At 43.3% G+C, this 22736-nt stretch carries 18 protein-coding genes; 5 read left to right on the forward strand and 13 right to left on the reverse strand.

The genetic code is table 11. From position 1 onward, the window contains the following. Positions 1-218: 218 nt before the first annotated feature. A complete protein-coding gene (locus L7A31_RS04750; protein WP_237360353.1) occupies positions 219-1058 on the reverse strand; it encodes a hypothetical protein in 840 nt (279 codons plus the stop codon). Positions 1059-1483: 425 nt separating this feature from the next. Between L7A31_RS04750 and L7A31_RS04755 the strand changes: the two genes are divergently transcribed. Next, a complete protein-coding gene (locus L7A31_RS04755; protein WP_237360354.1) occupies positions 1484-2827 on the forward strand; it encodes a TadE/TadG family type IV pilus assembly protein in 1344 nt (447 codons plus the stop codon). Between the two features lie 53 nt (positions 2828-2880). Here L7A31_RS04755 and L7A31_RS04760 read toward each other — a convergent pair whose 3' ends face one another. Further along, a complete protein-coding gene (locus tag L7A31_RS04760) occupies positions 2881-3078 on the reverse strand; it encodes a DUF2061 domain-containing protein (protein ID WP_237360355.1) in 198 nt (65 codons plus the stop codon). 266 nt (positions 3079-3344) lie between these two features. On the opposite strand from L7A31_RS04760, the gene L7A31_RS04765 reads away from it, so the two are divergent. Then, a complete protein-coding gene (locus tag L7A31_RS04765) occupies positions 3345-4646 on the forward strand; it encodes a DEAD/DEAH box helicase (RefSeq protein ID WP_237360356.1) in 1302 nt (433 codons plus the stop codon). 78 nt (positions 4647-4724) lie between these two features. Here L7A31_RS04765 and L7A31_RS04770 read toward each other — a convergent pair whose 3' ends face one another. The 9 genes from L7A31_RS04770 to L7A31_RS04810 form a co-directional block, all read right to left on the reverse strand. Next, positions 4725-5501 (reverse strand): substrate-binding periplasmic protein, encoded by a 777-nt coding sequence (locus tag L7A31_RS04770; RefSeq protein WP_237360357.1) that lies wholly within the window; start codon positions 5499-5501, stop codon positions 4725-4727. A 209-nt stretch (positions 5502-5710) separates the two neighbouring features. Continuing rightward, a complete protein-coding gene (gene cobA, locus L7A31_RS04775) occupies positions 5711-6466 on the reverse strand; it encodes a uroporphyrinogen-III C-methyltransferase (RefSeq protein ID WP_237360358.1) in 756 nt (251 codons plus the stop codon). Between the two features lie 37 nt (positions 6467-6503). Next, entirely contained in the window at positions 6504-6827 is a 324-nt protein-coding gene (gene nirD / locus L7A31_RS04780; protein ID WP_237360359.1) for a nitrite reductase small subunit NirD, read from the reverse strand. 2 nt (positions 6828-6829) lie between these two features. Continuing rightward, positions 6830-9388, reverse strand: a complete 2559-nt coding sequence (nirB, locus tag L7A31_RS04785; RefSeq protein WP_237360360.1) for a nitrite reductase large subunit NirB — start codon at positions 9386-9388, stop codon at positions 6830-6832. Positions 9389-9521: 133 nt separating this feature from the next. Further along, positions 9522-10199 (reverse strand): respiratory nitrate reductase subunit gamma, encoded by a 678-nt coding sequence (gene narI, locus L7A31_RS04790; protein ID WP_237360361.1) that lies wholly within the window; start codon positions 10197-10199, stop codon positions 9522-9524. Next, positions 10196-10921: a nitrate reductase molybdenum cofactor assembly chaperone gene (gene narJ / locus L7A31_RS04795; RefSeq protein WP_237360362.1), complete on the reverse strand. Its 726-nt coding sequence runs from the start codon at positions 10919-10921 to the stop codon at positions 10196-10198. Before narJ ends, narI begins: the two co-directional genes overlap by 4 nt. Beyond that, positions 10921-12456, reverse strand: coding sequence for a nitrate reductase subunit beta (narH, locus tag L7A31_RS04800; RefSeq protein ID WP_237360363.1), 1536 nt, complete (start codon positions 12454-12456; stop codon positions 10921-10923). Before narH ends, narJ begins: the two co-directional genes overlap by 1 nt. Further along, on the reverse strand, positions 12456-16220 hold the full coding sequence (locus tag L7A31_RS04805; RefSeq protein ID WP_237360364.1) for a nitrate reductase subunit alpha: 3765 nt from the start codon (positions 16218-16220) through the stop codon (positions 12456-12458). Before L7A31_RS04805 ends, narH begins: the two co-directional genes overlap by 1 nt. Before the next feature lie 317 nt (positions 16221-16537). After that, positions 16538-17935, reverse strand: coding sequence for a NarK family nitrate/nitrite MFS transporter (locus L7A31_RS04810; protein WP_237360365.1), 1398 nt, complete (start codon positions 17933-17935; stop codon positions 16538-16540). 304 nt (positions 17936-18239) lie between these two features. Between L7A31_RS04810 and L7A31_RS04815 the strand changes: the two genes are divergently transcribed. Both L7A31_RS04815 and narL read left to right on the forward strand, forming a co-directional pair. Next, a complete protein-coding gene (locus L7A31_RS04815) occupies positions 18240-19982 on the forward strand; it encodes a histidine kinase (protein ID WP_237360366.1) in 1743 nt (580 codons plus the stop codon). A gap of 5 nt (positions 19983-19987) precedes the next feature. Beyond that, complete coding sequence (gene narL, locus L7A31_RS04820) at positions 19988-20638, forward strand: two-component system response regulator NarL (RefSeq protein ID WP_237360367.1); 651 nt, start codon at positions 19988-19990, stop codon at positions 20636-20638. Between the two features lie 46 nt (positions 20639-20684). Here narL and L7A31_RS04825 read toward each other — a convergent pair whose 3' ends face one another. Both L7A31_RS04825 and L7A31_RS04830 read right to left on the reverse strand, forming a co-directional pair. Further along, complete coding sequence (locus L7A31_RS04825; RefSeq protein WP_237360368.1) at positions 20685-21116, reverse strand: GNAT family N-acetyltransferase; 432 nt, start codon at positions 21114-21116, stop codon at positions 20685-20687. A gap of 91 nt (positions 21117-21207) precedes the next feature. Next, a complete protein-coding gene (locus L7A31_RS04830) occupies positions 21208-22137 on the reverse strand; it encodes a DMT family transporter (protein WP_237360369.1) in 930 nt (309 codons plus the stop codon). Between the two features lie 107 nt (positions 22138-22244). Here L7A31_RS04830 and L7A31_RS04835 point away from each other — a divergent pair, with 107 nt between their 5' ends. Continuing rightward, on the forward strand, positions 22245-22718 hold the full coding sequence (locus L7A31_RS04835) for a MarR family winged helix-turn-helix transcriptional regulator (RefSeq protein ID WP_237360370.1): 474 nt from the start codon (positions 22245-22247) through the stop codon (positions 22716-22718). Positions 22719-22736: the final 18 nt, after the last annotated feature.

A 22736-nucleotide genomic window follows, 5' to 3' on the forward strand; every position in this document is an offset into this window, starting at 1 on the left:
AATAGGTATACAGCATATACTGTGCCAAAACCTCGCTAAAACAAGTCTATTAAAAATCAATAAGTTATTTATTCGGATTTAACCAAGAAAATTGCATATTGCGAACCATCTTGCATATTATTAAAAAATAGTAAAATCTACGTCTCAAAAAGCCACCTTTGTATACACAAAGATAGAAACGCCCCAACCGAAGTTCTGGGTTTAGGGCGTAGACAAACTTAAAGCGTTGAGGTCAATTTTGAAGCGGGCAATACATCCTTCAAAACATTAGCTAGATTCATAGAGAAAGGAAGTTGAGAATTCAAATGATGCCAAGCATTTGGAATTTTGGTATGAGGCAGGCTGTAATCGGAGCTTAAGCCACCAAACCAGTCTAATTCACCAATACATTGAGTCACATTGATCATTCCCACAGGAATCGGCACAACAGCGCCAACGGTCACTACATTTATCTTAGAAATGTCCCATGTCTGTTTAACATTATTCAAAGCATGGACAACGCTTAAACACCCTTTTGAGTGACCCAGCAAGGTTTTAATTTTACGGTCTTCTTCGTTAAGCAGTTCAACCAAGATTTGAGTCTCAGGACTATGCTCATGCTCTTCTTTTGCTCTTCGCCAAAATGCATCGACACTGGATGGAAGTGTCTCTTCTTTTACATAGCGTTCAATGCCGCCGAAGAAAAACCAGCTTTGCAGCGCGTCTACTGGTAATTCAGATAACCCCATCCCGGAGGTAATCACACCCACTGGCTCATTGACATGATTTGCAAGTGTTCGACCAAGCGAAGCGGCACCAGCATCTGAGCTACTCGCCCCAGCAATTACAAAGTGCTCAATTTTAGGCCCTTTTACTGAACGAAACTCTTCAATGTCGTTGTATTTGAAAACCTGCATTCCTGGAGCTTCAGGCTTAACGACTAAAATACTACCTTCGATGTTGATATGAGTCGTCAATAGTGAATATTCAGCAAAATTAAGGTTACCTATATCGTAAAACATCCCATCTAAAAAACTGTTACCGGCAGAGACTGGCAACATGCCCATTGTACTAAACATCCTATTTCTCCATTTGCAGTAAGAACTTTATGTTGAAAACCCAGATACGCATTTCGTCACATATCGAATGCTCGGTCAAATGGTTCTGTACAGAAATGTTATATGTTGAGCAGGTTTATCAGAACAGCTTCACTTATATATAAAATATTAATCAATTCATCGTGATATGTAGAGTTTCAATGTATAAGCAATAGACTAATCGGCATGCTAAGAATTCTTCTATATTTTCTAACAAGCCCAAGTAGCCGGTTCGGGTCCACCTACTATTAACACCATGATCCATTACGACATTGTTACAATTCTTAGGCGATGCACTGCCAATCAATTAACACACAATTGAGTAGATACTTAAATAGAACATTTCTGAACTACACTTGTCCTGTAGGGTTGAAAAAACACATCTTGAAGTTATGGGATTCCATCGAGTGAAAACAAAGCAAACTGCTAAACAAAGGCAAAAAGGTCATGCTGTCATATTGTTCGCAATCATGATCCCAATTGTATTTGGTATCTTTGTACTTGCCGTCGAAGGAACGCGAGCGTTAATGAATAAAGCCCGCACTGAAAACGCCACAGAAGCGGCAGCACTAGCGATTGCCTCATTAAATGAGGCTGAAGCAATGTCTAACGAAGGCAACCAAGCACTAGTCACGGATTATCTTAACGCTTACTTTCACGATATCGATTCCATCAACGATATATCGGTGACGCGACTAGAGTGTGAAGGCAACGCAGAGTGCCTAGCTGGGCTCGCCTCTGGAGGGAATCGCTTCTTAGATTATCACGTTGATGTCGATGTACGTTGGCAGACTTGGTTTGGCGGGGACATTAGTTTTGGTGACAACTTTTCAGTAACTGGGAATACTTCAGCGACAAGGACCTTAAATGACAATATAGACGTCATGTTTGTTACCGACTTTTCTGGTTCTATGGCTGATTCATGGTCTGGGGGCAGTCAAAAGTATGTAGACGTTATTACTATTATTCAAGAAATTACCGAGAGTTTGAAAATTATCAATGAGCGCTCGAGTGGTGGTGAGAGTACAGTTGGCATCGTCCCTTACAATTCAAACACGCTCACAACATATCGCAAAAATCAAAATGCCAGTGATACCGCCTATGGCAATGCAAATCAAAACGCCCAAGGGCTTTGGGGTAGTTGTTGGATGCGTCATGAGGAGAACTACGAATCTGGAGGTCTGCAATGGGTCGATGTTGATTTGACGTTAACGAATCTCTATGAAGAAAAGGGTGAAGATTACTGCGGGCTGAAACATGGTAACTATGGCTACGAAAGCACCGAGCATATCGAAGATCTTGAACTCACTACGGATTTCGACGCTTTCAATTCAACAATTGCGGCTTTCATACCGGGCGGCAGTACCGCTTCTTATCAAGGCCTCATCCGAGGTGCTCAGCTCCTTGCAAAAGGTGACAATGTCAAAAGGTTGATGATTCTGCTATCTGATGGAGTCGACTACCCCTATGGCACTATATATCCCTATGGAAGGACAGAATACGAAACAGCGAACCTATTAGTGAATGGAGGCATGTGTGACACTATTAGGGAAGGGCTAACAGGATACACAAGTGAGGGGCGCCCATTCCAAACCACCATTGCTGTGATTGGCTTTGACTACGACCCTACCTCAAACCCGGCGCTTACCAACTGTGTCGGCGATAATAACGTTTATGTCGCATACAATAGTGAGCAGCTCTACAGTCAAATTTTGGATTTGATCTCCGAAGAGATGGGCAGGCTCAAATAAGCTGTACACCGCTGTGGTATTCTCACATTAAATGGAACGAACCAGCACGCTAATTACCCTGCTGTTAACTCATTTTGCCTAGACGTTTTAATACGGCTCCAGATCTTTTCATGGAAATGGTACCCGACTGTATTCACCGCTGGCTCAACGAGTGCAACTGCGCCACCAATTACCCAATCTCCAGTTAAAGCCCAAGCCACGCCAAAAGCGACGCTAAAGTGCATAATTGCAAATGATATAGTTTTAAGCATATTCCACCTTCCAATTTTAATTTAATGATAATCATTCTCATTCGCATGTTAATAAAGATTGATAAGTTTGTAAAGCTTAGCCACTAATTAAATATGGTTGTTTAGATACTAATATCCCTTGTTGATAAATTTATATTGAGTTCACACTGCAAACACTGCAGAATGCGCACAAATTGCTAGAGAAGCGTCTAGTCTTTGTTCTACAGAACAATTATTTTTCCCCACCTGCTTCACTGGGCATCCAATCAAATACGAGAGTAAACTATATGAGTTTTTCCACCTTGGGGCTATCCGCTCCAATCTTAAAAGCCGTCGAAGAGCAAGGCTACGATAAGCCAACACCAATTCAAGAACGCACAATACCTGTCGTTCTTGAAGGAAAGGATGTGATGGCAGCCGCTCAGACGGGAACCGGAAAAACCGCTGGCTTTACTTTGCCAATATTGGAGAAGTTAAGTAACGGCCCTCGGGTTCAAAGCAATCATATCCGTGTTTTGATTCTGACACCTACCCGTGAGCTTGCCTCACAGATACACGAAAACGTAGCGAAATATAGTAAACACCTTCCACTTTCATCTAACGTGGTATTTGGCGGTGTCAAGGTCAACCCACAGATGATGAAGCTGCGCAAAGGTACCGACGTTTTGATAGCCACACCCGGTCGACTGATGGATCTGTTCCAGCAAAACGCGGTGAAGTTTGATCAACTAGAAGTCCTTGTGCTTGATGAAGCCGATCGCATGCTCGATATGGGTTTCATCCGAGACATACGTAAGATACTGAATTTGCTTCCAGCCAAGAGACAAAACTTGTTGTTTTCTGCCACTTTTTCTCCAGAGATTCGTGAGCTAGCCAAAGGGCTAGTCAATGATCCAGTAGAAATATCGGTGGCTCCAAGCAACTCTACTGCTGTCACGATAGAGCAAAGCATTTACCCAGCTGACAAGCGAAAAAAAGCACCAATGTTGGCTCACTTGATAAAACAAGGAAACTGGAAACAAGTACTGGTATTTTGCAGAACCAAGCATGGCGCCAACCGCTTAGCATACTATCTTGATAGCCAAAAAATAACTTCAGCAGCAATTCACGGTAATAAAAGTCAAGGCGCTCGAACCAGAGCACTAGCAAATTTCAAATCTGGTGAGATTAGAGTATTGGTTGCAACCGACATAGCAGCCCGAGGCATCGATATCCCTCAGTTGCCACAAGTCGTCAACTTCGAATTGCCTAACATCGCCGAGGATTATGTTCATCGAATTGGCCGTACAGGACGCGCGGGACAAGTCGGCAAAGCCTATTCATTGGTATGCGCCGATGAAGCATCAGAGTTATTTGCAATAGAAAGGTTGATACAACAGCTGCTGACAAGGGAAGAGCTTGAAGGCTACCCGGTAACAAACACACTGCCTGAATCTAAGCTAGATACTCGACCATTTAAGCCCAAAAAACCTAAGAAGCCGAAGAAACCAAAGCAAAAGCATCATGCTGATGGTCAACGTTCAGCCGACAATTCGCGTGGTCACAAACCAGTTGGAAAAAACCGCCGCCATATCAAGAAAAAAGTTTGATGATACTGCCCTATCTTGCTTGAGCCATTAAGGTAGGGCTACTATCGAAACCCACCAGAAACTGCATATCTACGCAATCTATTTATGGCGCTTGTTGCTATCAAAACAGGTTACTTTGTGCTTCTTGCACAGTGTTAAAAATTGTTCTGTCTTCTTATAATCTTTTAGGTTGTCTGAAAACTTTGCGACCAGCTCACTTGTCACTGATTCCTTACTAAAAGCTAAATACATTGGTTTCACCTGAACAGGGTGTTCTTCAATTAGCTCCAATGGATAACTATATTCGTCAATGAATTGCTTTGCCGCAACTGACTCTTCAATAATGATGTCTACCCTACCTCTGACCAGCATTTTTAGCAGCGTATCCGTATTTACAGACTCATTGTATTGAATATCGTTATTTTTAATAAAACTCCATACATTCTCTGGGTAGTTAAACCCTCGTACCAAACCTAGCCGTAAGCCTATAAGAGAATCAAAGGACTGGTAATTAATTTTCTGCTTGTCTGCCTTTCGAATAATGAACACCTTAGATGAATATACAAGTGGCTCATCAGGAAACCAAAGCTTCTCTTCTCGCTCCTTATTCTTTGATGCGCTATGAACAGCATCAAATACACCAAAGTAGGTTCCTTGAAGCGCTCTCTTCCAAGGGAAAATTTTATGTTGTGATATAGGTTGGTTCATATTGCGAAATGTTGCTTGGACTAACTCCGAAGAGAACCCACGAACAATTGGGTCTCCCTGTAGAGTATACTCATAAGGCGGAAACTCAGAGGCTGAAATGAATAACTCTTCATCTGCGAATGTGGGATATGAAAGAAACAGTAATATTGAAAAAATGACTCTTTCCATGGGATGTATGATCTGGCAATTAACAATACTTACATCTTAGGTGAAATTTTAAGCTATATCACAGCAAGCGTCGGTATGGCTGATATCGCTCTTATCATATTTAAAAAAGAAAAAGCGACCAGACATCATTGTACCTGATCACTTTTATTCGGTAATTCAGGCTACTTAGACTTTCTCCAAGAGCCGATCATTGACTTAAGATCTAGCAGCTACTGATTAAACCAATCCAACTTGTTGTGCAGCGTTGCGACGCTGCCAACAACAATCAGAGCAGGACTCTCTACCTGGCTCGCCAGTGTAGCTAGCTTATCGAGGCTATCGACTAACACACGTTGGTCACGACGAGTGCCTTTTTCAATAACAGCGCAAGGCGTTTTTGCGTCTAACCCATTGGAAATCAAGTTATCCGAGATACTTCCACTTTGCTTTAGCCCCATGTAAAACACCAGTGTACTGTTCGATTGGGCAAGTGAAGCCCAGTTGATCCCCTGCCCCTCTTTCTTAACGTGGCCAGTAACAAACTGAACGCTCTGCGCATGGTCACGATGGGTTAGAGGAATACCGGCATAAGACGTGGCACCTGCAGCAGCTGTAACACCTGGCACCACTTCAAATAGAATGTCCTTTTCCACCAAGGCTTCTAGCTCTTCTCCACCTCGGCCAAATATAAACGGGTCTCCGCCTTTTAAACGAACCACTTTCCTACCTTGCTGCGCTTTTTCAACCAGCAAATCATTGATCTCCTCTTGAGGAACACAATGGTAGTTGAGGCGCTTGCCTACGTAGATCATCTCAGCATTGTCATTAGCCAAAGCCAATATATCTGCTGATACCAACCTATCGTAGATCACTACATCGGCGTTTTGGATTAAACGAAGCCCTTTTACTGTGAGCAAGTCAGGATCGCCCGGACCTGCTCCCACGAGTGAAACAAACCCTGCTTGGTGATTAAAATATGTATTCATGACTAATTACTAACAAGCTTATTTCACTCTATCGTGACTAAGCTAAAACCTCTACTTGGCCATCGACGACTCTCGCTTTGTACGAACGAACGCTAAAGCGCTCATCTTCCATACATTGGCCAGTCGCTAAGTTAAAACGTTGCTTTTTAAGTGGGCTTGCCACCCATAACTCTTGTTGATGCTCGCAAATCAGACCGCGCGATAACACGTTCGAACGGGCAAATGGGTCCATATTGCTAATGGCCCATACTTCACTTTCTTCAGTTGGCCTGAAGATCGCAACTTGGTTGCCTTTTACCTCAGCACAGACACCTGTGCCGGGAATGATGTCTTCAATGCTACAAACTTGTTCAAATGCCATGACTACTTCTCCAACTCCACATGCAAGATATCGCCTTTTGCTTCAGGGTGCTTTTCAGCATATGTCGCGGGGCGGTGCTGATCGCGCTCATCGACAAACATGACGTTGTCATCACGCTTACTTGAGTTGATGAAATGCGCAAAACGTTTAAGCTGAGATTCGTCATCAATTGTCTGTGACCATTCGCATTGGTATTGATCAACAAGCTGTTGCACGTCGGCTTCTAGCTGATTGTTGATACCGAGTTTATCTTCGATGATGACTTCACGAAGGTAATCCACACCACCTTCAATATTTGCTAACCAAACTGAGGTACGTTGCAGTGGCGCAGCCGTACGAATGTAGAACATCATAAAGCGATCGACGTACTTGATTAACGTCTCCTCATCTAAATCTGTCGCGAGTAGATCAGCATGGCGAGGCTTCATTCCGCCATTGCCACACACATACATATTCCAACCCGCGTCTGTAGCGATGATCCCTAAGTCTTTACCTTGCGCTTCCGCGCACTCACGCGTACATCCAGAAACACCAAACTTCATTTTGTGTGGAGTGCGAATGCCTTTGTAGCGATTCTCCAACATGGCTCCTAAGCCTGTGGAGTCCTGAACACCATAACGACACCACGTCGAACCTACACAAGTTTTCGCCATACGCAATGCTTTCGCATACGCTTGGCCGGACTCAAAGCCTGCATCTATTAACTTGCGCCAGATTTCTGGTAAATCATCTTTTTGGGCACCAAACAGGCCAATACGCTGTGCACCTGTGATCTTGGTATAAAGGTTATACTCTTGACCAACTTTCGCTAACGCTTCTAAAGCTTGTGGCGTTACTTCACCACCAACCATGCGAGGAATTACCGAGTAAGTACCGTCTTTTTGTAAGTTCCCTAAAAAGTTATCATTGGTATCATGCAACTTAACCAGTTGAGGCTTAAGAATGTGTTCACCCCAGCAAGATGCAAGGATAGAGCCTATAGCTGGTTTACACACTTCACAGCCGTAACCTTGACCGTATTTCTCCAGCAACTCATCGAATGTTTTGATCTCTTCTACACGGACTAAGTGGAGAAGCTCTTGGCGAGAATAAGCAAAGTGTTCGCACAGGTGGTTGTTCACTTCAATACCAGAGTTGGCTAGCTCGGCATTTAGCACAGACGTAACCAATGGAATACAACCACCACATCCAGTACCTGCGCCAGTTGCAGCTTTCACATCAGCAAGCGTGTGATTACCATCAGCGACAGCTTGAGCGATTTTGCCTTTCGTAACATCGAAACATGAACAAATCACTGCGCTTTCAGGTAGAGCATCAGCGCCAAGTGCTGGTTTTTCTGCGCCAGCATGTGCTGGAAGAATCAGTGTATCTGGATTTTCTGGTAGTTCGATGTCATTCAGTTTCAACTGGAGTAAATCACCGAAGTCTGAAGCATCACCAACAAGCACTGCACCAAGCAGCTTCTTACCATCTTCTGAAACGATGATGCGTTTGTAGACTTCTTCAGCTTCGTTCTGGTAAACGTAGCTTTTGCAACCCGGAGTGCGGCCATTCGCATCACCAATTGAGCCTACATTGACACCTAACAGCTTAAGTTTGGTACTTAAATCTGCACCTTCAAACTTGCTGTCATTGCCTAGCAAGTGATCGACAGCAACCGTTGCCATTTTATAGCCCGGAGCCACCAAACCATAGAAGTGTCGATTCCAAGAGGCACATTCACCAATAGCATATACATGCTCGTCGGTTGTTAAACAATGATCATCGACTTCGATACCGCCACGCGGCGCAATGCCTAAGCCCATGTCGCGAGCTAACTTGTCTTGCGGGCGAATACCTGCAGAGAATACTACAAAGTCGACTTCCAGCTCAGTGTCATCAGCAAAGCGCATAACATTGCGTGCTTCTTTCCCTTCAGGTGCAATTTCTAACGTGTTTTTACTGGTATGAACTTGTACGCCCATACGTTCAATTTTGTTGCGTAGCTGTAGGCCACCTTGGTAGTCAAGCTGTTCAGCCATCAATACCGGTGCAAACTCAACCACATGAGTCTGCACACCCAATGACTTAAGTGCGCCTGCTGCTTCTAGCCCTAACAAACCACCGCCGATAACTACACCACTTTTGCTTTTCTTCGAAATAGCTTCAATCGCTCTCAGATCTTCAATGGTTCGGTAAACAAAGCAATCTTTACTTTCACGTCCTTTGATTGGCGGAACAAACGGATACGAACCCGTCGCCAAGATCAACTTGTCGTATTCGACTTCGCGGCCACTACTCGAGTGTACAATGCGCTTCTCGCGGTTAACATTTATCGCTCTTTCACCAATATGAACATTGATATCGTGCTTTTCATAAAAGCCCTCTTTTACTAAAGAGAGTTCACTAGCGGTATGATGAGAAAAATAAGAAGACAGATGAACACGATCGTAAGCCACTCTTGGCTCTTCACAAAATACGGTAATGTCCATTGTCGACAGATCGGCTTTTTCAACTAAGTCTTCAATAAAGCGATGGCCAACCATGCCATTGCCAATAATGACTACTTTTAACTTGCTCATAAAAATCCTGCCGGTAAATCGAAAATTGGGTAATGACACCAAGCTAGAAAAACGTTGCTCACCTTAGTGATAGGAGTACCTATTTTCTAAGCTTGATGTGGATCCTGCGGTATTTTTGCACTAACTGCTTTGATCAGCGTCTATTGCGCACCAATTGATAGCGACGAGTTAAATACTCAATCGGTACACTCCAGATATGCACTAAACGGCTAAACGGGAACAATACAAACAACGTCATGCCAAGCACTAGGTGCACTTTAAAAATCAAACTCACATCAGTAATGTAGTGATATGGATTGGAGCCGAATGTCATCACAGCTTGCGCCCAATGAACTAGCTTCATCATTTCGCTGCCATCCATATGTTGCGCAGAAAATGGCACCGTTAATACACCCAAGATCGCTTGTAATAGAATGAGCGCAATAATGGCAATATCCATCGATGTGGACGTTGCTCTGATTCTTGGGTTAGTCAAGCGACGCTTAAGCAGCATTGCTCCACCAATTACGACCATCACACCAGAAGCACCACCACCAATCATGGCCATTTTTTGCTTCACTGCGATAGGTAAAAAGCTCTCATACATCCAGTGCGGTGTCAGCATCCCCAAGAAGTGCCCTGCAAATACACCTAAAATACCGATATGGAATAGGTTTGATGCAAGGCGCATGTTGGTGTTATCAAGCAACTGGCTAGAGCCTGCTCGCCAAGTATATTGACCGTAGTCGTACCGAGCCCAGCTACCAATTAAAAAGATTGCCGAAGCGATATAGGGATAGATGTTAAAGAAAAAGTTGTCGGCGTAACTCATGACTTATCTCCGGATAAAGAATCGATGTTGATGTACTGAGGTTGTACAGAACCAGAAAAACGTTTTTGATGAGCGACTTGCTGAGCCGAAGCACAGCCTTCTTCACCCATGAATTTCACTTGCTCTTCTTCCCATACTGCATCCAACGCTTGTGGTGTATCATCTCTATCTTCACTTTCCACTTCTTTAGCAAGCATCGACGCTTTTACACCCGAGTTTGAGAAACTCAATAGCACATCAAAAAGCAATGAGTACAAGCTGTTACGCTCTTTTAACCTTGCACCTAACAAAGCTAATATCGGCGCAATATCTTTGAGCCCTTCAACCGCTTTATCACGCCCTTGGACTGATAGATACTCAAGATACAACGGCAGGAAATCAGGCAGTTCTTTGCTGTCGATTTCTAGCCCAGCTTGCTGGTATTGATTCATCAAATCCACCATGGCTTGGCCGCGGTCGCGCGATTCGCCATGTACGTGTTCAAACAAAAGCAACGACAGTGAACGGCCGCGATCAAATAGCTCTGTGTATTCTGACTGCGCATCCAAAACGTCGTTTTCTAGCAGAGATTCGTAGAAAGCATATAAGGCATCTTTTTGCGCTGGACTTAAAAAAATCAGCGAGTCTATAGCCTCTTCAACGTCAGCTTTCATATCCCAGAGCGGCTGCTCTGGGTATTCAAGAAACTGAGAGATAATTTGTAAACAAGCAACTTGTTCCATTACTTTTTCTCCCCTTCGTCAGCGGCTACGTTAATCGCATCAATTCGACTGCTGTTAAACAGGTTAAATTTGCTATCACTGCCTTTGCAGCCATCACCAAAGCTAAAACCGCAGCCTTTGCTTTCAGGGAACGCTTCACGAGCTAGCTCTCGGTGGCTTGGCGGAATAACAAAACGATCTTCATAGTTTGCTATCGCAAGGTAGCGATACATTTCTTTTGCTTGTGATTCAGTTAATCCAGCTTCTTGCAACGCACGTAAATCGGTCACACCATCAACCGTTTCAGCTCGTTTATATAGGCGCATTGCCATCATACGTTTTAGAGCTTCAAGCACTGGTTTCTCATCACCAGCGGTTAGCAAGTTCGCTAGGTATTTAACTGGGATACGTAGTTTTTCGATTTCAGGCAGTACACCTTCACCATCTAACATTCCAGAGTCAGCCGCAGACTGGATTGGAGAGAGTGGCGGGACGTACCACACCATAGGTAGCGTGCGGTATTCCGGATGAAGAGGCAGGGCCAATTTCCAATCCACCGCCATTTTATACACTGGCGATTGCTGGGCTGATTCGATGACACTCATAGGAATGCCTTGTTCTTGCGCTTGCTTGATAACTTCTGGATCATTTGGATCTAAGAAGATATCTAGCTGACGCTGATACAAATCTTTTTCATTTTCCGTTGATGCCGCTTGTTCGATACGGTCTGCGTCATAAAGCATCACGCCTAAATACCGGATACGGCCTACACAAGTCTCTGAACATACTGTTGGTAGCCCCGCTTCGATACGAGGGAAACAGAAGGTACATTTTTCTGATTTACCGCTCTTCCAGTTGAAATAGATTTTTTTGTACGGACAGCCTGTTACACACATTCTCCAACCACGACATTTGTCTTGGTCGATAAGAACCACACCATCTTCATCGCGCTTGTAAATAGCGCCACTTGGACACGTAGCCACACAAGCTGGGTTCAAGCAGTGTTCACACAAACGAGGCAAATAAGCCATAAACGTGTTTTCGAACTCGCCATACATTTGCTTCTGCATGTCATTAAAGTTCTGATCTTGTGAACGTTTAGAAAACTCTCCGCCAAGGATCTCTTCCCAGTTTGGACCTGACTTAATCTTGTCCATTCGCTTGCCAGTGATTGCCGAGCGAGGACGAGCAATAGGCTGATGCTTACCTTGAGGTGCGTTTTGCAAACGCTCGTAGTCAAAGTTAAACGGTTCATAATATTCGTCGATAGTCGGCATATGTGGGTTGCTGAAAATCTTCGATAGCAAACTAACCTTATTGCCCATGCGAGGCGTTAATTTGCCAGAGATACCGCGTATCCAGCCGCCTTTCCACTTTTCTTGGTTTTCCCAGTCATTCGGAAAACCGATACCCGGTTTGCTTTCTACGTTGTTAAACCAGCCGTATTCGATACCTTCACGGCTTGTCCAAACATTCTTACAGGTGACTGAGCAGGTATGACAACCGATACACTTGTCTAGGTTCAATACCATGCCAACTTGAGAGCGGATTTTCATTATTTCTCCTCCTGCTGAGTAGTTGCAGACTGGGTATAATCGTTACCTTCATCGTCTAACCAACGAACATCTTTCATCTTGCGTACTACAACAAACTCGTCACGGTTTGAGCCAACAGTGCCGTAGTAGTTAAAGCCATAGGATTGCTGAGCGTATCCACCAATCATGTGTGTTGGTTTCGGACTCACTCGAGTCACTGAGTTATGGATACCACCGCGTTGCCCAGTTACCTCTGATCCCGGCAAATTCACCAATCGTTCTTGAGCGTGATACATCATCACCATGCCAGAAGGCACACGTTGACTGACTACTGCACGAGCAGTTAGAGCACCGTGGCTGTTATAGGCTTCTAGCCAGTCGTTATCTTCAATACCAAGCTCTTTGGCGTCGTCTTCGCTCATCCACACAATTGGGCCGCCACGAGAAAGCGTCAGCATCAATAGGTTTTCACTGTAGGTTGAGTGAATGCCCCATTTCTGGTGTGGAGTGATAAAGTTGAGCGCTTTTTCTGGATAGCCGTTGCTCTTCTTGCCCATTACAGTTTTCACCGAGCGAGTATCCACTGGTGGACGATACGTCACCAAGCTCTCACCGAATGCACGCATCCATTGGTGATCTTGATAAAGCTGCTGACGACCAGACAGAGTTCGCCATGGGATCAGCTCGTGAACATTGGTGTAGCATGCGGTGTAAGAAACATGTTCATCTTCAAGGCCAGACCAAGTTGGGCTTGAGATGATCTTACGCGGCTGTGCTTGCAAATCGTGGAAACGAATTTTCTCGTCTTCTTTACAGTTAGCGAGGTGTGCGTGCTCGCGGCCGGTTTTCTCTTCCAGTGCTTTCCAAGCTTTTACTGCGACTTGACCATTGGTTTCAGGCGCAAGTGATAAAATCACTTCGGCAGCATCGACTGCGGTTTCAATTTTCGCTTTACCAGCGTTCGCACCCTCTTCATGGGTGTAATTTAGCTTTTTAAGGAAATCGACTTCGGTCTTGGTATCCCAGTTGATACCTTTGCCGCCGTTACCTTGTTCTTCCAATAGTGGCCCTACAGAGGTAAAGCGCGCGTAAGTGTTTGGATAATCGCGAGTCACGGTTTTAATGTGAGGTGCGGTTTGGCCCGGAATTAGGTCACACTCGCCTTTTTTCCAATCTAATACATCAAATGGCTGAGCCATTTCTGCATTCGAGTCATGTTGAATTGGCAGAGTCACTACATCAGTTTCTACGCCCAAGTGCCCTTCACTGACTTCAGAGAACTTCTTCGCGATACCTTTGTAGATTTCCCAGTCACTCTTTGACTCCCACGCTGGATCAACGGCTGCTGATAATGGATGAATGAACGGATGCATGTCAGACGTATTCATATCGTCTTTTTCATACCAAGTCGCTGTAGGCAACACGATATCGGAGAACAAACACGTACTCGACATACGGAAATCAAGCGTGACAACAAGATCGAGTTTGCCTTCTGCAGCTTGCTCTTTCCATTCCACTTCCTGAGACTCATTCTGGCCTTCTTCGCCCAAGTCTTTACCTTGAATACCATGCTCGGTACCCAGTAGGTATTTCAGTAAGTATTCGTGACCTTTACCTGATGAACCTAATAGGTTCGAGCGCCAGATAAACATGTTACGTGGGTAGTTTTGCGCTTCATCCGGCTGTTCAGAGGCAAAACGAATGCTGCCATCTTTTAGCCCTTGAACCGTGTAATCTTCTGCTGTCATGCCTTGAGCTTTTGCATTGTGCTCAATATGCAGTGGGTTAACATTTAGCTGTGGTGAAGACGGCAACCAACCTAAGCGCTCAGCTTTGACGTTTAAATCAATCAGGCTTTGACTGAAATCTTGTTTATTTGCCATTGGTGACAGCAATTCATCGGTTTTCAAAGACTCATAACGCCACTGGCTAGAGTGCTTATAGAAGAACGAAGTACTGTTCATGTGGCGTGGCGGCTTTTGCCAATCCAAACCAAATGCCAGAGGCTGCCAACCGGTTTGTGGGCGCAGTTTTTCTTGACCAACATAGTGAGCCCAGCCGCCACCGCTTTGGCCAATACAACCACAGAAGATCAGCATGTTAATAAGCGCACGGTAAGTGCTGTCCATGTGATACCAGTGGTTGATACCCGCACCAACGATAATCATAGAGCGGCCACGAGTCGATTCAGCATTTTCACCAAACTCTCGGGCAATACGGATTATTTCATTGCGGTTCACGCCTGTAATACGCTCAGCCCAAGCTGGCGTATAGGCTTTAACGTCATCATAAGATGTCGCGCAGTGCTCATCGTTTAAGCCTCGCTCAACGCCGTAGTTAGCCATTGTTAGATCGTAAACACTGGCGACTAGCAAGTCAGAACCGTCCGCGCCTTTAATGCGTTTCACCGGAATTTTGTGTGGGATGATTTCGCTTAAGCCAACACTTTCGAAGTGTTCGCTTTGCTCGCCACCAAAGTAAGGGAAGCCCACTTCTACTACTTCATCGCTTGAATCAATCAAGCTTAAACGTAGATTTCTTTCTTGCTCAGACTTACCGTCTTTTTGCTCTAGGTTCCACTTACCATCTTCACCCCAGCGATAACCGATTGAACCTTGTGGCGCAATCAATTCACCGCTATCTTGGTCGATAGCAATCGTCTTCCACTCTGGGTTATTGTCTTGACCTAAATTGTCTACCAAGTCTGACGCGCGCAACATTCTGCCAGCGCCATACAAACCATCTTCGCGTGACTCAAGTGTCACCAGCATTGGCATATCAGAATATTGACGAGCGTAATTACTGAAGTATTCCACTTGGCGTTTGGTGTGGAATTCGGTTAGCAGCACATGCCCCATTGCCATTGCCATTGCGCTGTCTGTCCCCTGTTTCGGGTTCATCCAGTGATCACAAAGTTTCGCGACTTCTGCGTAGTCTGGTGTAACCGCGACAGTTTTGGTGCCTTTATAGCGAACTTCAGTAAAGAAGTGTGCATCTGGGGTACGCGTTTGAGGGATGTTTGAGCCCCAAGCGATGATATATGAAGAGTTGTACCAATCAGCTGATTCAGGCACGTCCGTTTGCTCACCCCATGTCATTGGAGACGCAGGTGGTAAATCGCAATACCAATCGTAGAAGCTCAAGCAAGAGCCGCCAATCAGTGACAAATAACGCGCACCTGCCGCGTAAGAAACCATCGACATTGCAGGGATTGGCGAGAAACCAACAATACGATCTGGGCCGTATTCTTTGATAGTGCTAACGTTCGATGCCGCGATCAACTCGTTCACTTCATCCCAGTTAGCACGCACAAATCCGCCACGTCCACGGGCTTTCTTGTACTGCTTCATTTTATCTGGATTAGAAGAAATTGACTGCCAAGCATCTACAGGATCAGGGTGCTGCTGCTTAGCTTCACGCCATAGCTTTAGAAGGCGCTTACGAATCATTGGGTATTTAACGCGGTTAGCGCTATATAAATACCAAGAGTAACTTGCACCACGTGGACAGCCACGAGGCTCATGGTTTGGTAAATCTGGGCGAGTACGAGGATAATCCGTTTGCTGAGTTTCCCAAGTCACTAAACCGTTTTTGACATAAATTTTCCAGCTACAAGAACCTGTACAATTCACACCATGCGTTGAACGCACAACCTTGTCATGCTGCCAGCGACTGCGGTAGCCATCTTCCCAATCACGGTTTGTATCAAGTGTCTGGCCGTGTTTACCAGCAAAGGTACCATTGAGCTGTTTGAAATAGCGAAATCTGTCGAGAAATTTACTCATGCGCCAAGTACTCCTAATCGCATATTTATCAAGCGAATTAATAATTAGCGTTAGAGTAATCAGTAGCGAATATCACCTGATTGATAAGGATCAACTTAACTCGGTGCCTAACTGGCAAAAAACAGGCAAAACTACCTACTATTAGGTATACTCAAACCAAAAGTAAGGCATTGTTTTTATTGGATATTTTAAGAAACTAGCAACGAAACAATAAAAGAGTTAAGACTGCAGGATATTTGGGGGTAGTAGGCATTTGTGACTTCAGAACGCAAAAAGGTCAGCGATGCTGACCTTTTCAAATGTGCTAACTGGGAGAGCTAAGCCGTACGCATGTGTAGCTCTCTATTTTTAGGGCCGTATACACCCAAACAAATTAGGATACACACAACATAAAAAGCCATAAATATCAGCAAAGCAGCAACTGGAGAGCCAGTCAAAGCAATAGCTGTACCGAATGACTTAGGAACAAAGAAGCCACCAGCGGCACCGATTGCTGAAATAAACCCAAGTGCTGCAGCTGTACTTTTAATTGCTTCGTCTTCTGCTTCTTCTTGTGTGTGTTTCATGGCTAAGCCACGCTCTACCGAGATCTTTCTGAACGTGACCGCGATCATTTGATATGCCGAGCCACTACCTAAACCAGCCGTTGCAAACAAGAACATAAAAGCAGCGAAGAACAGTGCGAAATCACCTTCTGATGTCGCCGAAGGCAACGCCATCAATACCACAGCACAAAAAACAATCATTGCCACAAAGTTTAACGCCGTCACTCGAACGCCAGTATATTTATCCGCTAATACACCACCAATCGGGCGCATCAATGAACCGATCAGTGGGCCTAAGAAAGCGTATTCAATAATGTCTACTTTAGGGAACTGTGTTTTTGTAAGAACGGCAAAACCTGCGCAAAACCCGATGAACGATCCAAATGTCCAAAAGTATTGAGTACTTAAAATCCACATATGTGGACGTTTTAAAATGGGTAACTGCTCTTTCAAAGAAGACTTAGCTACCTTGAGATCGTTCATACCGAACCAAGCTAACGCTGCAGCAATGAGAACTAGCGGTACCCACATAAATGCTGCATTCGAAACATAAATTTTTGAGCCGTCGAATAAAGTAGTGCCTGACTCACCAAAGATACCAATTGTAATAACCAACGGTGCAAAAAGCTGCATGATGCTGACGCCAAGGTTTCCTAACCCTCCGTTTAGTCCAAGTGATGTACCTTGCTGCTTTTTTGGATAGAAGAAGCTGATATTGGCCATACTTGACGCGAAGTTACCGCCTGCAACACCACAAAGTAACGAAATCAATACGAAAGTAGAGTACGGCGTTGTTGGATCATTAACAGCAAACCCTAACCATAACGCTGGAATAGCCAAAAATGCGGTGCAAAGCGTTGTCCATAAACGACCACCAAAAATAGGTACCATAAAAGAAAACGGCACTCGCATAATAGCACCTGAAGCCGCGGGTAATGCGGTTAACATAAATAGTTTACTGGTAGAAAAGTGAAAACCTATCTTATTTAAACTAATAGCTACTGTACTAAATAGCATCCATACACAAAAAGATAGTAATAAGCATATTATTGAAATAATTAGGTTTTTATTCGCTATTTTTTTGCCTCCATTTTCCCAAAATGATTTATCTTCTGGGTGCCACTCGGTGATTAAACCGTTAGCCCGTCCTTGAGTATTTGCTTTAGCCATAATATTAACTACCAATGATGAGGATATTTTGCTCTGTTATACTCATATTTCTTTTGTCATTAATGATCTCAATCAACCCGCGTTTTATTGGATTTTGTGCAAACTATCGAAACTACCTATAATTAGGTATTAATTGATTGAATTATTTTTTATAAAAAACAAATAGCTACACTAAAACTTCCAATTTGAAGAAAATCACAAGAAGGCATATATATCTTTGGTGGTAGTGATATTTCTAATATGAAATAAAACACTTAAAATAAAGAGTAATCTGTAACTAGGGTCTGTGACCTAGAGAGTTTAAATGGTTCAAGTGAATACAAATAAATTCGAGTTTAGCTCGTCCTCCGTAACCGGAGTCATGTTTCTCTCCATGATGTTTCTTAGCATTTCAGCCATCATCAGTATTTCTATTTGCATTTGGATATCTGGAAACATTCAAGGCGATGGGCACGAAATTAATCGACTTGGCCACATGCGCATGGAAAGCTACCGCTTACTGTCTAAAGTCCCTCTAAAACCGGAAGATATGCACTATATCGAGCAATTAGAGGCTGATACCGCATCTCCTATCTTGGACTCGTATTGGAATGACGACTCAATCAAAAATAGCCAAAAGGAAATTATTGCGTTTTGGTTTAATCAAGTAAAACCTTCTCTTCTTAAAGCAACCAGCATTACTGAAGAAAGTAACATGATTGCAGAATTCGAACACCGCATTGACCACCTAGTGAACACTTACGATCGCGACACAGAGCATAAGGTTCTGATTTTAAGAGCATCTTTATATTCCTTTTTAGCTATCACCTTGCTTCTTTTTATCTTCATCGCTATCCAATTGAGGCTAAAGATACTACTCCCTTGGAAAGATTTAATGCGCGCTATTGCCGCACTAAAAGCTGGCGATTTAACAGCGCGATGCAACGCGAAAGACTATAAGGGTGAATTCAGCGTATTAGGTTCTGTAATCAATGATATGGCTGAGGAGATCAAGCTGACTCATACTGGCTTGGAAGAAAAAATACGCGAAAAAACAAACAATTTAACCTATAAAAACCGACTGCTCGACTTTATGTTCAGAGCCAGCGGGACACTTATTTCTAAACCTCACCTAGACGACAACAAGCTTTACGCTCCTATTCTTCATGAGTTGAAGGACATCACCAATAGCAAAAGTGTCACGCTAGATATTCACTCAGAGGAAGAGAATATCTCTAAACACAGTATCCAAGAAATTGCAGAAGACGGCATTCCACCTGAAGATCATTTTGAGTGCGTTTTGCTCGATGAACACAAACATTATGGCGCTCTGCATATCGAGTTTTATCAGTCGGATCAAAATACCACGATAGCCAAAAACTTAATTCAAGCCTTAGCTGATCAAATCACACGTTCAATCGCTTCAAAACAGCAAGCAAAAGTAAAAGAAAACCTCGTGTTAGCGGAAGAACGCGCGGCAATCGCCAGAGAGTTGCACGATTCTATTGCTCAATCTCTATCGTCATTAAAAATGCGTATCAGTGCATTGCAAATGCAAAAAGACAATTTGACCGAAACACAAATCAATATTATTCAAGATATACGCACAGAAACCAGCAGCGCCTATTCTCAATTGCGCCAGCTACTTTCCACTTTCAGACTACAGTTAAACGACAATGATTTTTCTACAACAATGAAAAATATCATTACTGATTTTAACCATCGACTTGGGTTTAATATTGATTATACTCTAGTGCCGATAACAGGACTGCTAACACCACGGCAGGAAATTAATTTAGTCTTTATTGTAAAAGAGGCGCTAAATAACGTTTATAAACATGCGAACGCAACCGACGTGAGAGTGTCTATTTTACCTAACGACTCAAAGCAAGACATCACCGTTACTATCTCAGACAATGGTGTTGGAATTATTCAAGAAAGTAAGCCAAATCATCATGGTATTAATATTATGAAAGAGCGAGCATTGCTAATCGATAGTCATTTAAATATCCGCTCTTCTTCTGATGAGGGCACAGAAATACAATTGACCATAGGCTGGAGCAAATAAAACCGATGACGACAGAAAACATCAAATCTAGCGTATTACTGATTGACGACCACCCTACCCTTTGCAGTGGCCTGCAATTTCTCATCAATTCAACTGAAACCATGCAAGTTGTTGGTATCGCAAACGACGGTTCTACTGGCATTGAGTTGGCTAAGCAGTATGAACCCGACTTGATCTTGCTTGATTTGAATATGCCAGTGATGAATGGCCTTGAGACTCTTGAAGAATTAAGAAATCAACACATTTCTAGTCGTGTGGTGATTTTTACCGTCTCAGACTACAAAGGCGATCTCACCACACTAATAAAAGCCGGTGCCGACGGTTACTTGCTTAAAGATATGGAGCCAGAAGAACTGCTGGCAAACATTGAAAAAGCCTGTAACGGCAACATGGTACTCAGCCCAGAGCTTGCGCCACTGCTGCTAGAAGGCATGCGTCCAAAATCCAACAACCGGAGCATTGAAAATCTTACTCGCCGAGAGCTAGAAACGGTACGCCTCTTAAGTAAAGGGCTGACTAATAAAATGATTGCCAAAGAACTAGACATCAGTGAAGGCACAGTGAAAGTTCACGTTAAGTCCTTGCTCAAGAAACTCAACTTACGCTCCAGAGTAGAAGTTGCTATTTGGGTGAAAGAAGAGAAGGTGTTTAAGTAGCTTTATTGCTAAGTCACTGCTGCCCGCTCGGCAGCAGTTGCAGGCGCTATAGCGTCATATGCAGAATTGGAAATGGTTTGCCCATATCATCGACAGGAGAACGTGATACCAGTTTAAAACCCATATGCTCGTAAAAACCTACAGCCAAAGGGTTCTGTTCGTTCACGTCAACCTTGCTTACTCCAAGTTTTTGAATTGCATATTGAAGTAGCACTTTACCGACACCTTGACCTCTTGCTTCATTTAAAATGAATAGCATTTCAATCTTGCAGTCATGGATCCCAATAAATCCTAGAATTGACCCACTCTCACCTTTTACACATTTTAATGTCACAGCAGGGAAGGCTTGTTCGATGATAATCGGCTTAAAAAACTCAATATCTTCTTCTGATATGAAATCATGAGTCGCTCGGACTGAGCTTTCCCAAACATCAAGCATTTCTGCGTAAGATTCAGGAAGCACATTTTCTACAATCATAGTATTGTCTCTTAAGTTGACTGAAATCATGTGCAGCGCGCATGAATTCTATTTTTAATAAATCAAATAGTCTAGTGCTTAAGTATCCACTTCATCTCAAGATCGATTTTTCAGTAGTCAAATCAGCTTTTGACTTCAGTCTGTGATTTTTCTGATTTGTGTTTATCTTAATTACGATTTGAGGGATAAGAGCAACGACAACCATACCGGCCATGAGCGCATATTGGGGAAGAGAATAAGTATTATTGAGTAGAAGGTAGCCACTTAATACCCCTGCAATTGGATTGGCAATATTACCAAAGGTAAAGTCGACAACTGACATATCTTGCAGTAACCAAACACTGAAACCATAACCAAACGCGCTAGTTACAATGATTATCCACAACAAACCGATAAGATTTTTCAAGTCAAAGTGCGCGAACGCTTCAACGTAAGGATGTGGGTTAATTCCAACAGCCACTATATTGGCGATGATGAGCGCGATACCTGCAAATAACAGCTCCCAAGTGATAATTGTCCACCAATGAAGATGCTTACCCGCTTTTCTAGTCAAGTTACTACCTACCACAATACAGATGATGGCACCAAGCAGGGCAAGTAGACCGATTGGGTTCAACTTCATGCTACCTGGATTGAATAGTAAATAAGCCAGAATTATTAACATAATGCCTGAAATCACTTCAACAACAGAGGGCTTTTTCCTTAAGAAAATCACTTGATAAATCATTGCAAATACGGGGACAGATATCATACCAACGCCCGATATTGCTGCTGGAAGAGTCGTTGCCATAACAAAAATTAGCGCAAAGAAAATGGCAATGTTAATCAAGCCTAGAATCGCTAACGACCTATGATGCTCAAATTTAGGAAATGAAGGTTTAATCGCTAAAAATAACAATCCAGCTGGCAACGCTCGAATCAAGGCTAAGAGCAAAGGCGGGAAGTTTGGCACGGTATATTGCGCGACTGCGTAACATGTACCCCAAACGAAATAAATTACAAATGCAAAAACAAAGTTCATAAAAAGTATCTCAACGTAAAGATAAATTATGTAAGCATGGTACTTCCACTTTTGATTGATGTAAAGTATCTTTATATAAAGATTAAATTAGTGTAGGTCACAGCTCCATGGCTCCAAAATCCGTAGATACAATCATCGAACAGTTGCACAACGAGATACCTGAGGTAGAAATATTAGCCACTGAGGTTATCGCTAGGATGATTCGAATTGCCAAGAAACTTGATGTCGAACTAGGCGCACTTCACAAACAGTATGGTTTAAAAAAGGGGGAATTTGACGTTATCGCCACTTTGAGACGAGCAGGAAAGCCGTACCAATTGACACCTACAGAGTTACTTAACTCCTTACTATTAACGTCTGGAGCAATGACCAACCGCTTAGATAGACTAGAAGGTAAAGGACTAATTAAAAGAACGCATAGTCAGTCTGATAGGCGTAGTATCATCGTCGAACTAACCAAGTGTGGGTATCAGCTCTTTGATGAAATGTTTGACGAGAATATCGAACTACAAAAACGGTTAGTTTCTTCGGTTGAAAATAAAGAGCAATTAAACCATCTCCTTAAAAGTTGGGAAATTTAATCGTGCATAGATAATGCT

It is taken from the genome of Vibrio marisflavi CECT 7928, assembly GCF_921294215.1.
Taxonomy (GTDB): Bacteria; Pseudomonadota; Gammaproteobacteria; order Enterobacterales; family Vibrionaceae; genus Vibrio; species Vibrio marisflavi.

What these genes read in the sequence shown, in the direction of transcription:
- L7A31_RS04765 (WP_237360356.1), top strand. Translation starts at nt 3,345, where the DNA reads ATGAGTTTTTCCACCTTGGGGCTATCCGCTCCAATCTTAAAAGCCGTC.
- nirD (WP_237360359.1), bottom strand. Translation starts at nt 6,827, where the DNA reads ATGGCATTTGAACAAGTTTGTAGCATTGAAGACATCATTCCCGGCACA.
- L7A31_RS04810 (WP_237360365.1), bottom strand. Translation starts at nt 17,935, where the DNA reads ATGGCTAAAGCAAATACTCAAGGACGGGCTAACGGTTTAATCACCGAG.
- L7A31_RS04815 (WP_237360366.1), top strand. Translation starts at nt 18,240, where the DNA reads ATGGTTCAAGTGAATACAAATAAATTCGAGTTTAGCTCGTCCTCCGTA.
- L7A31_RS04770 (WP_237360357.1), bottom strand. Translation starts at nt 5,501, where the DNA reads ATGGAAAGAGTCATTTTTTCAATATTACTGTTTCTTTCATATCCCACA.
- narH (WP_237360363.1), bottom strand. Translation starts at nt 12,456, where the DNA reads ATGAAAATCCGCTCTCAAGTTGGCATGGTATTGAACCTAGACAAGTGT.
- L7A31_RS04760 (WP_237360355.1), bottom strand. Translation starts at nt 3,078, where the DNA reads ATGCTTAAAACTATATCATTTGCAATTATGCACTTTAGCGTCGCTTTT.
- L7A31_RS04805 (WP_237360364.1), bottom strand. Translation starts at nt 16,220, where the DNA reads ATGAGTAAATTTCTCGACAGATTTCGCTATTTCAAACAGCTCAATGGT.
- L7A31_RS04835 (WP_237360370.1), top strand. Translation starts at nt 22,245, where the DNA reads ATGGCTCCAAAATCCGTAGATACAATCATCGAACAGTTGCACAACGAG.
- narL (WP_237360367.1), top strand. Translation starts at nt 19,988, where the DNA reads ATGACGACAGAAAACATCAAATCTAGCGTATTACTGATTGACGACCAC.
- narJ (WP_237360362.1), bottom strand. Translation starts at nt 10,921, where the DNA reads ATGGAACAAGTTGCTTGTTTACAAATTATCTCTCAGTTTCTTGAATAC.
- L7A31_RS04825 (WP_237360368.1), bottom strand. Translation starts at nt 21,116, where the DNA reads ATGATTGTAGAAAATGTGCTTCCTGAATCTTACGCAGAAATGCTTGAT.
- L7A31_RS04830 (WP_237360369.1), bottom strand. Translation starts at nt 22,137, where the DNA reads ATGAACTTTGTTTTTGCATTTGTAATTTATTTCGTTTGGGGTACATGT.
- nirB (WP_237360360.1), bottom strand. Translation starts at nt 9,388, where the DNA reads ATGAGCAAGTTAAAAGTAGTCATTATTGGCAATGGCATGGTTGGCCAT.
- L7A31_RS04750 (WP_237360353.1), bottom strand. Translation starts at nt 1,058, where the DNA reads ATGTTTAGTACAATGGGCATGTTGCCAGTCTCTGCCGGTAACAGTTTT.
- narI (WP_237360361.1), bottom strand. Translation starts at nt 10,199, where the DNA reads ATGAGTTACGCCGACAACTTTTTCTTTAACATCTATCCCTATATCGCT.
- cobA (WP_237360358.1), bottom strand. Translation starts at nt 6,466, where the DNA reads ATGAATACATATTTTAATCACCAAGCAGGGTTTGTTTCACTCGTGGGA.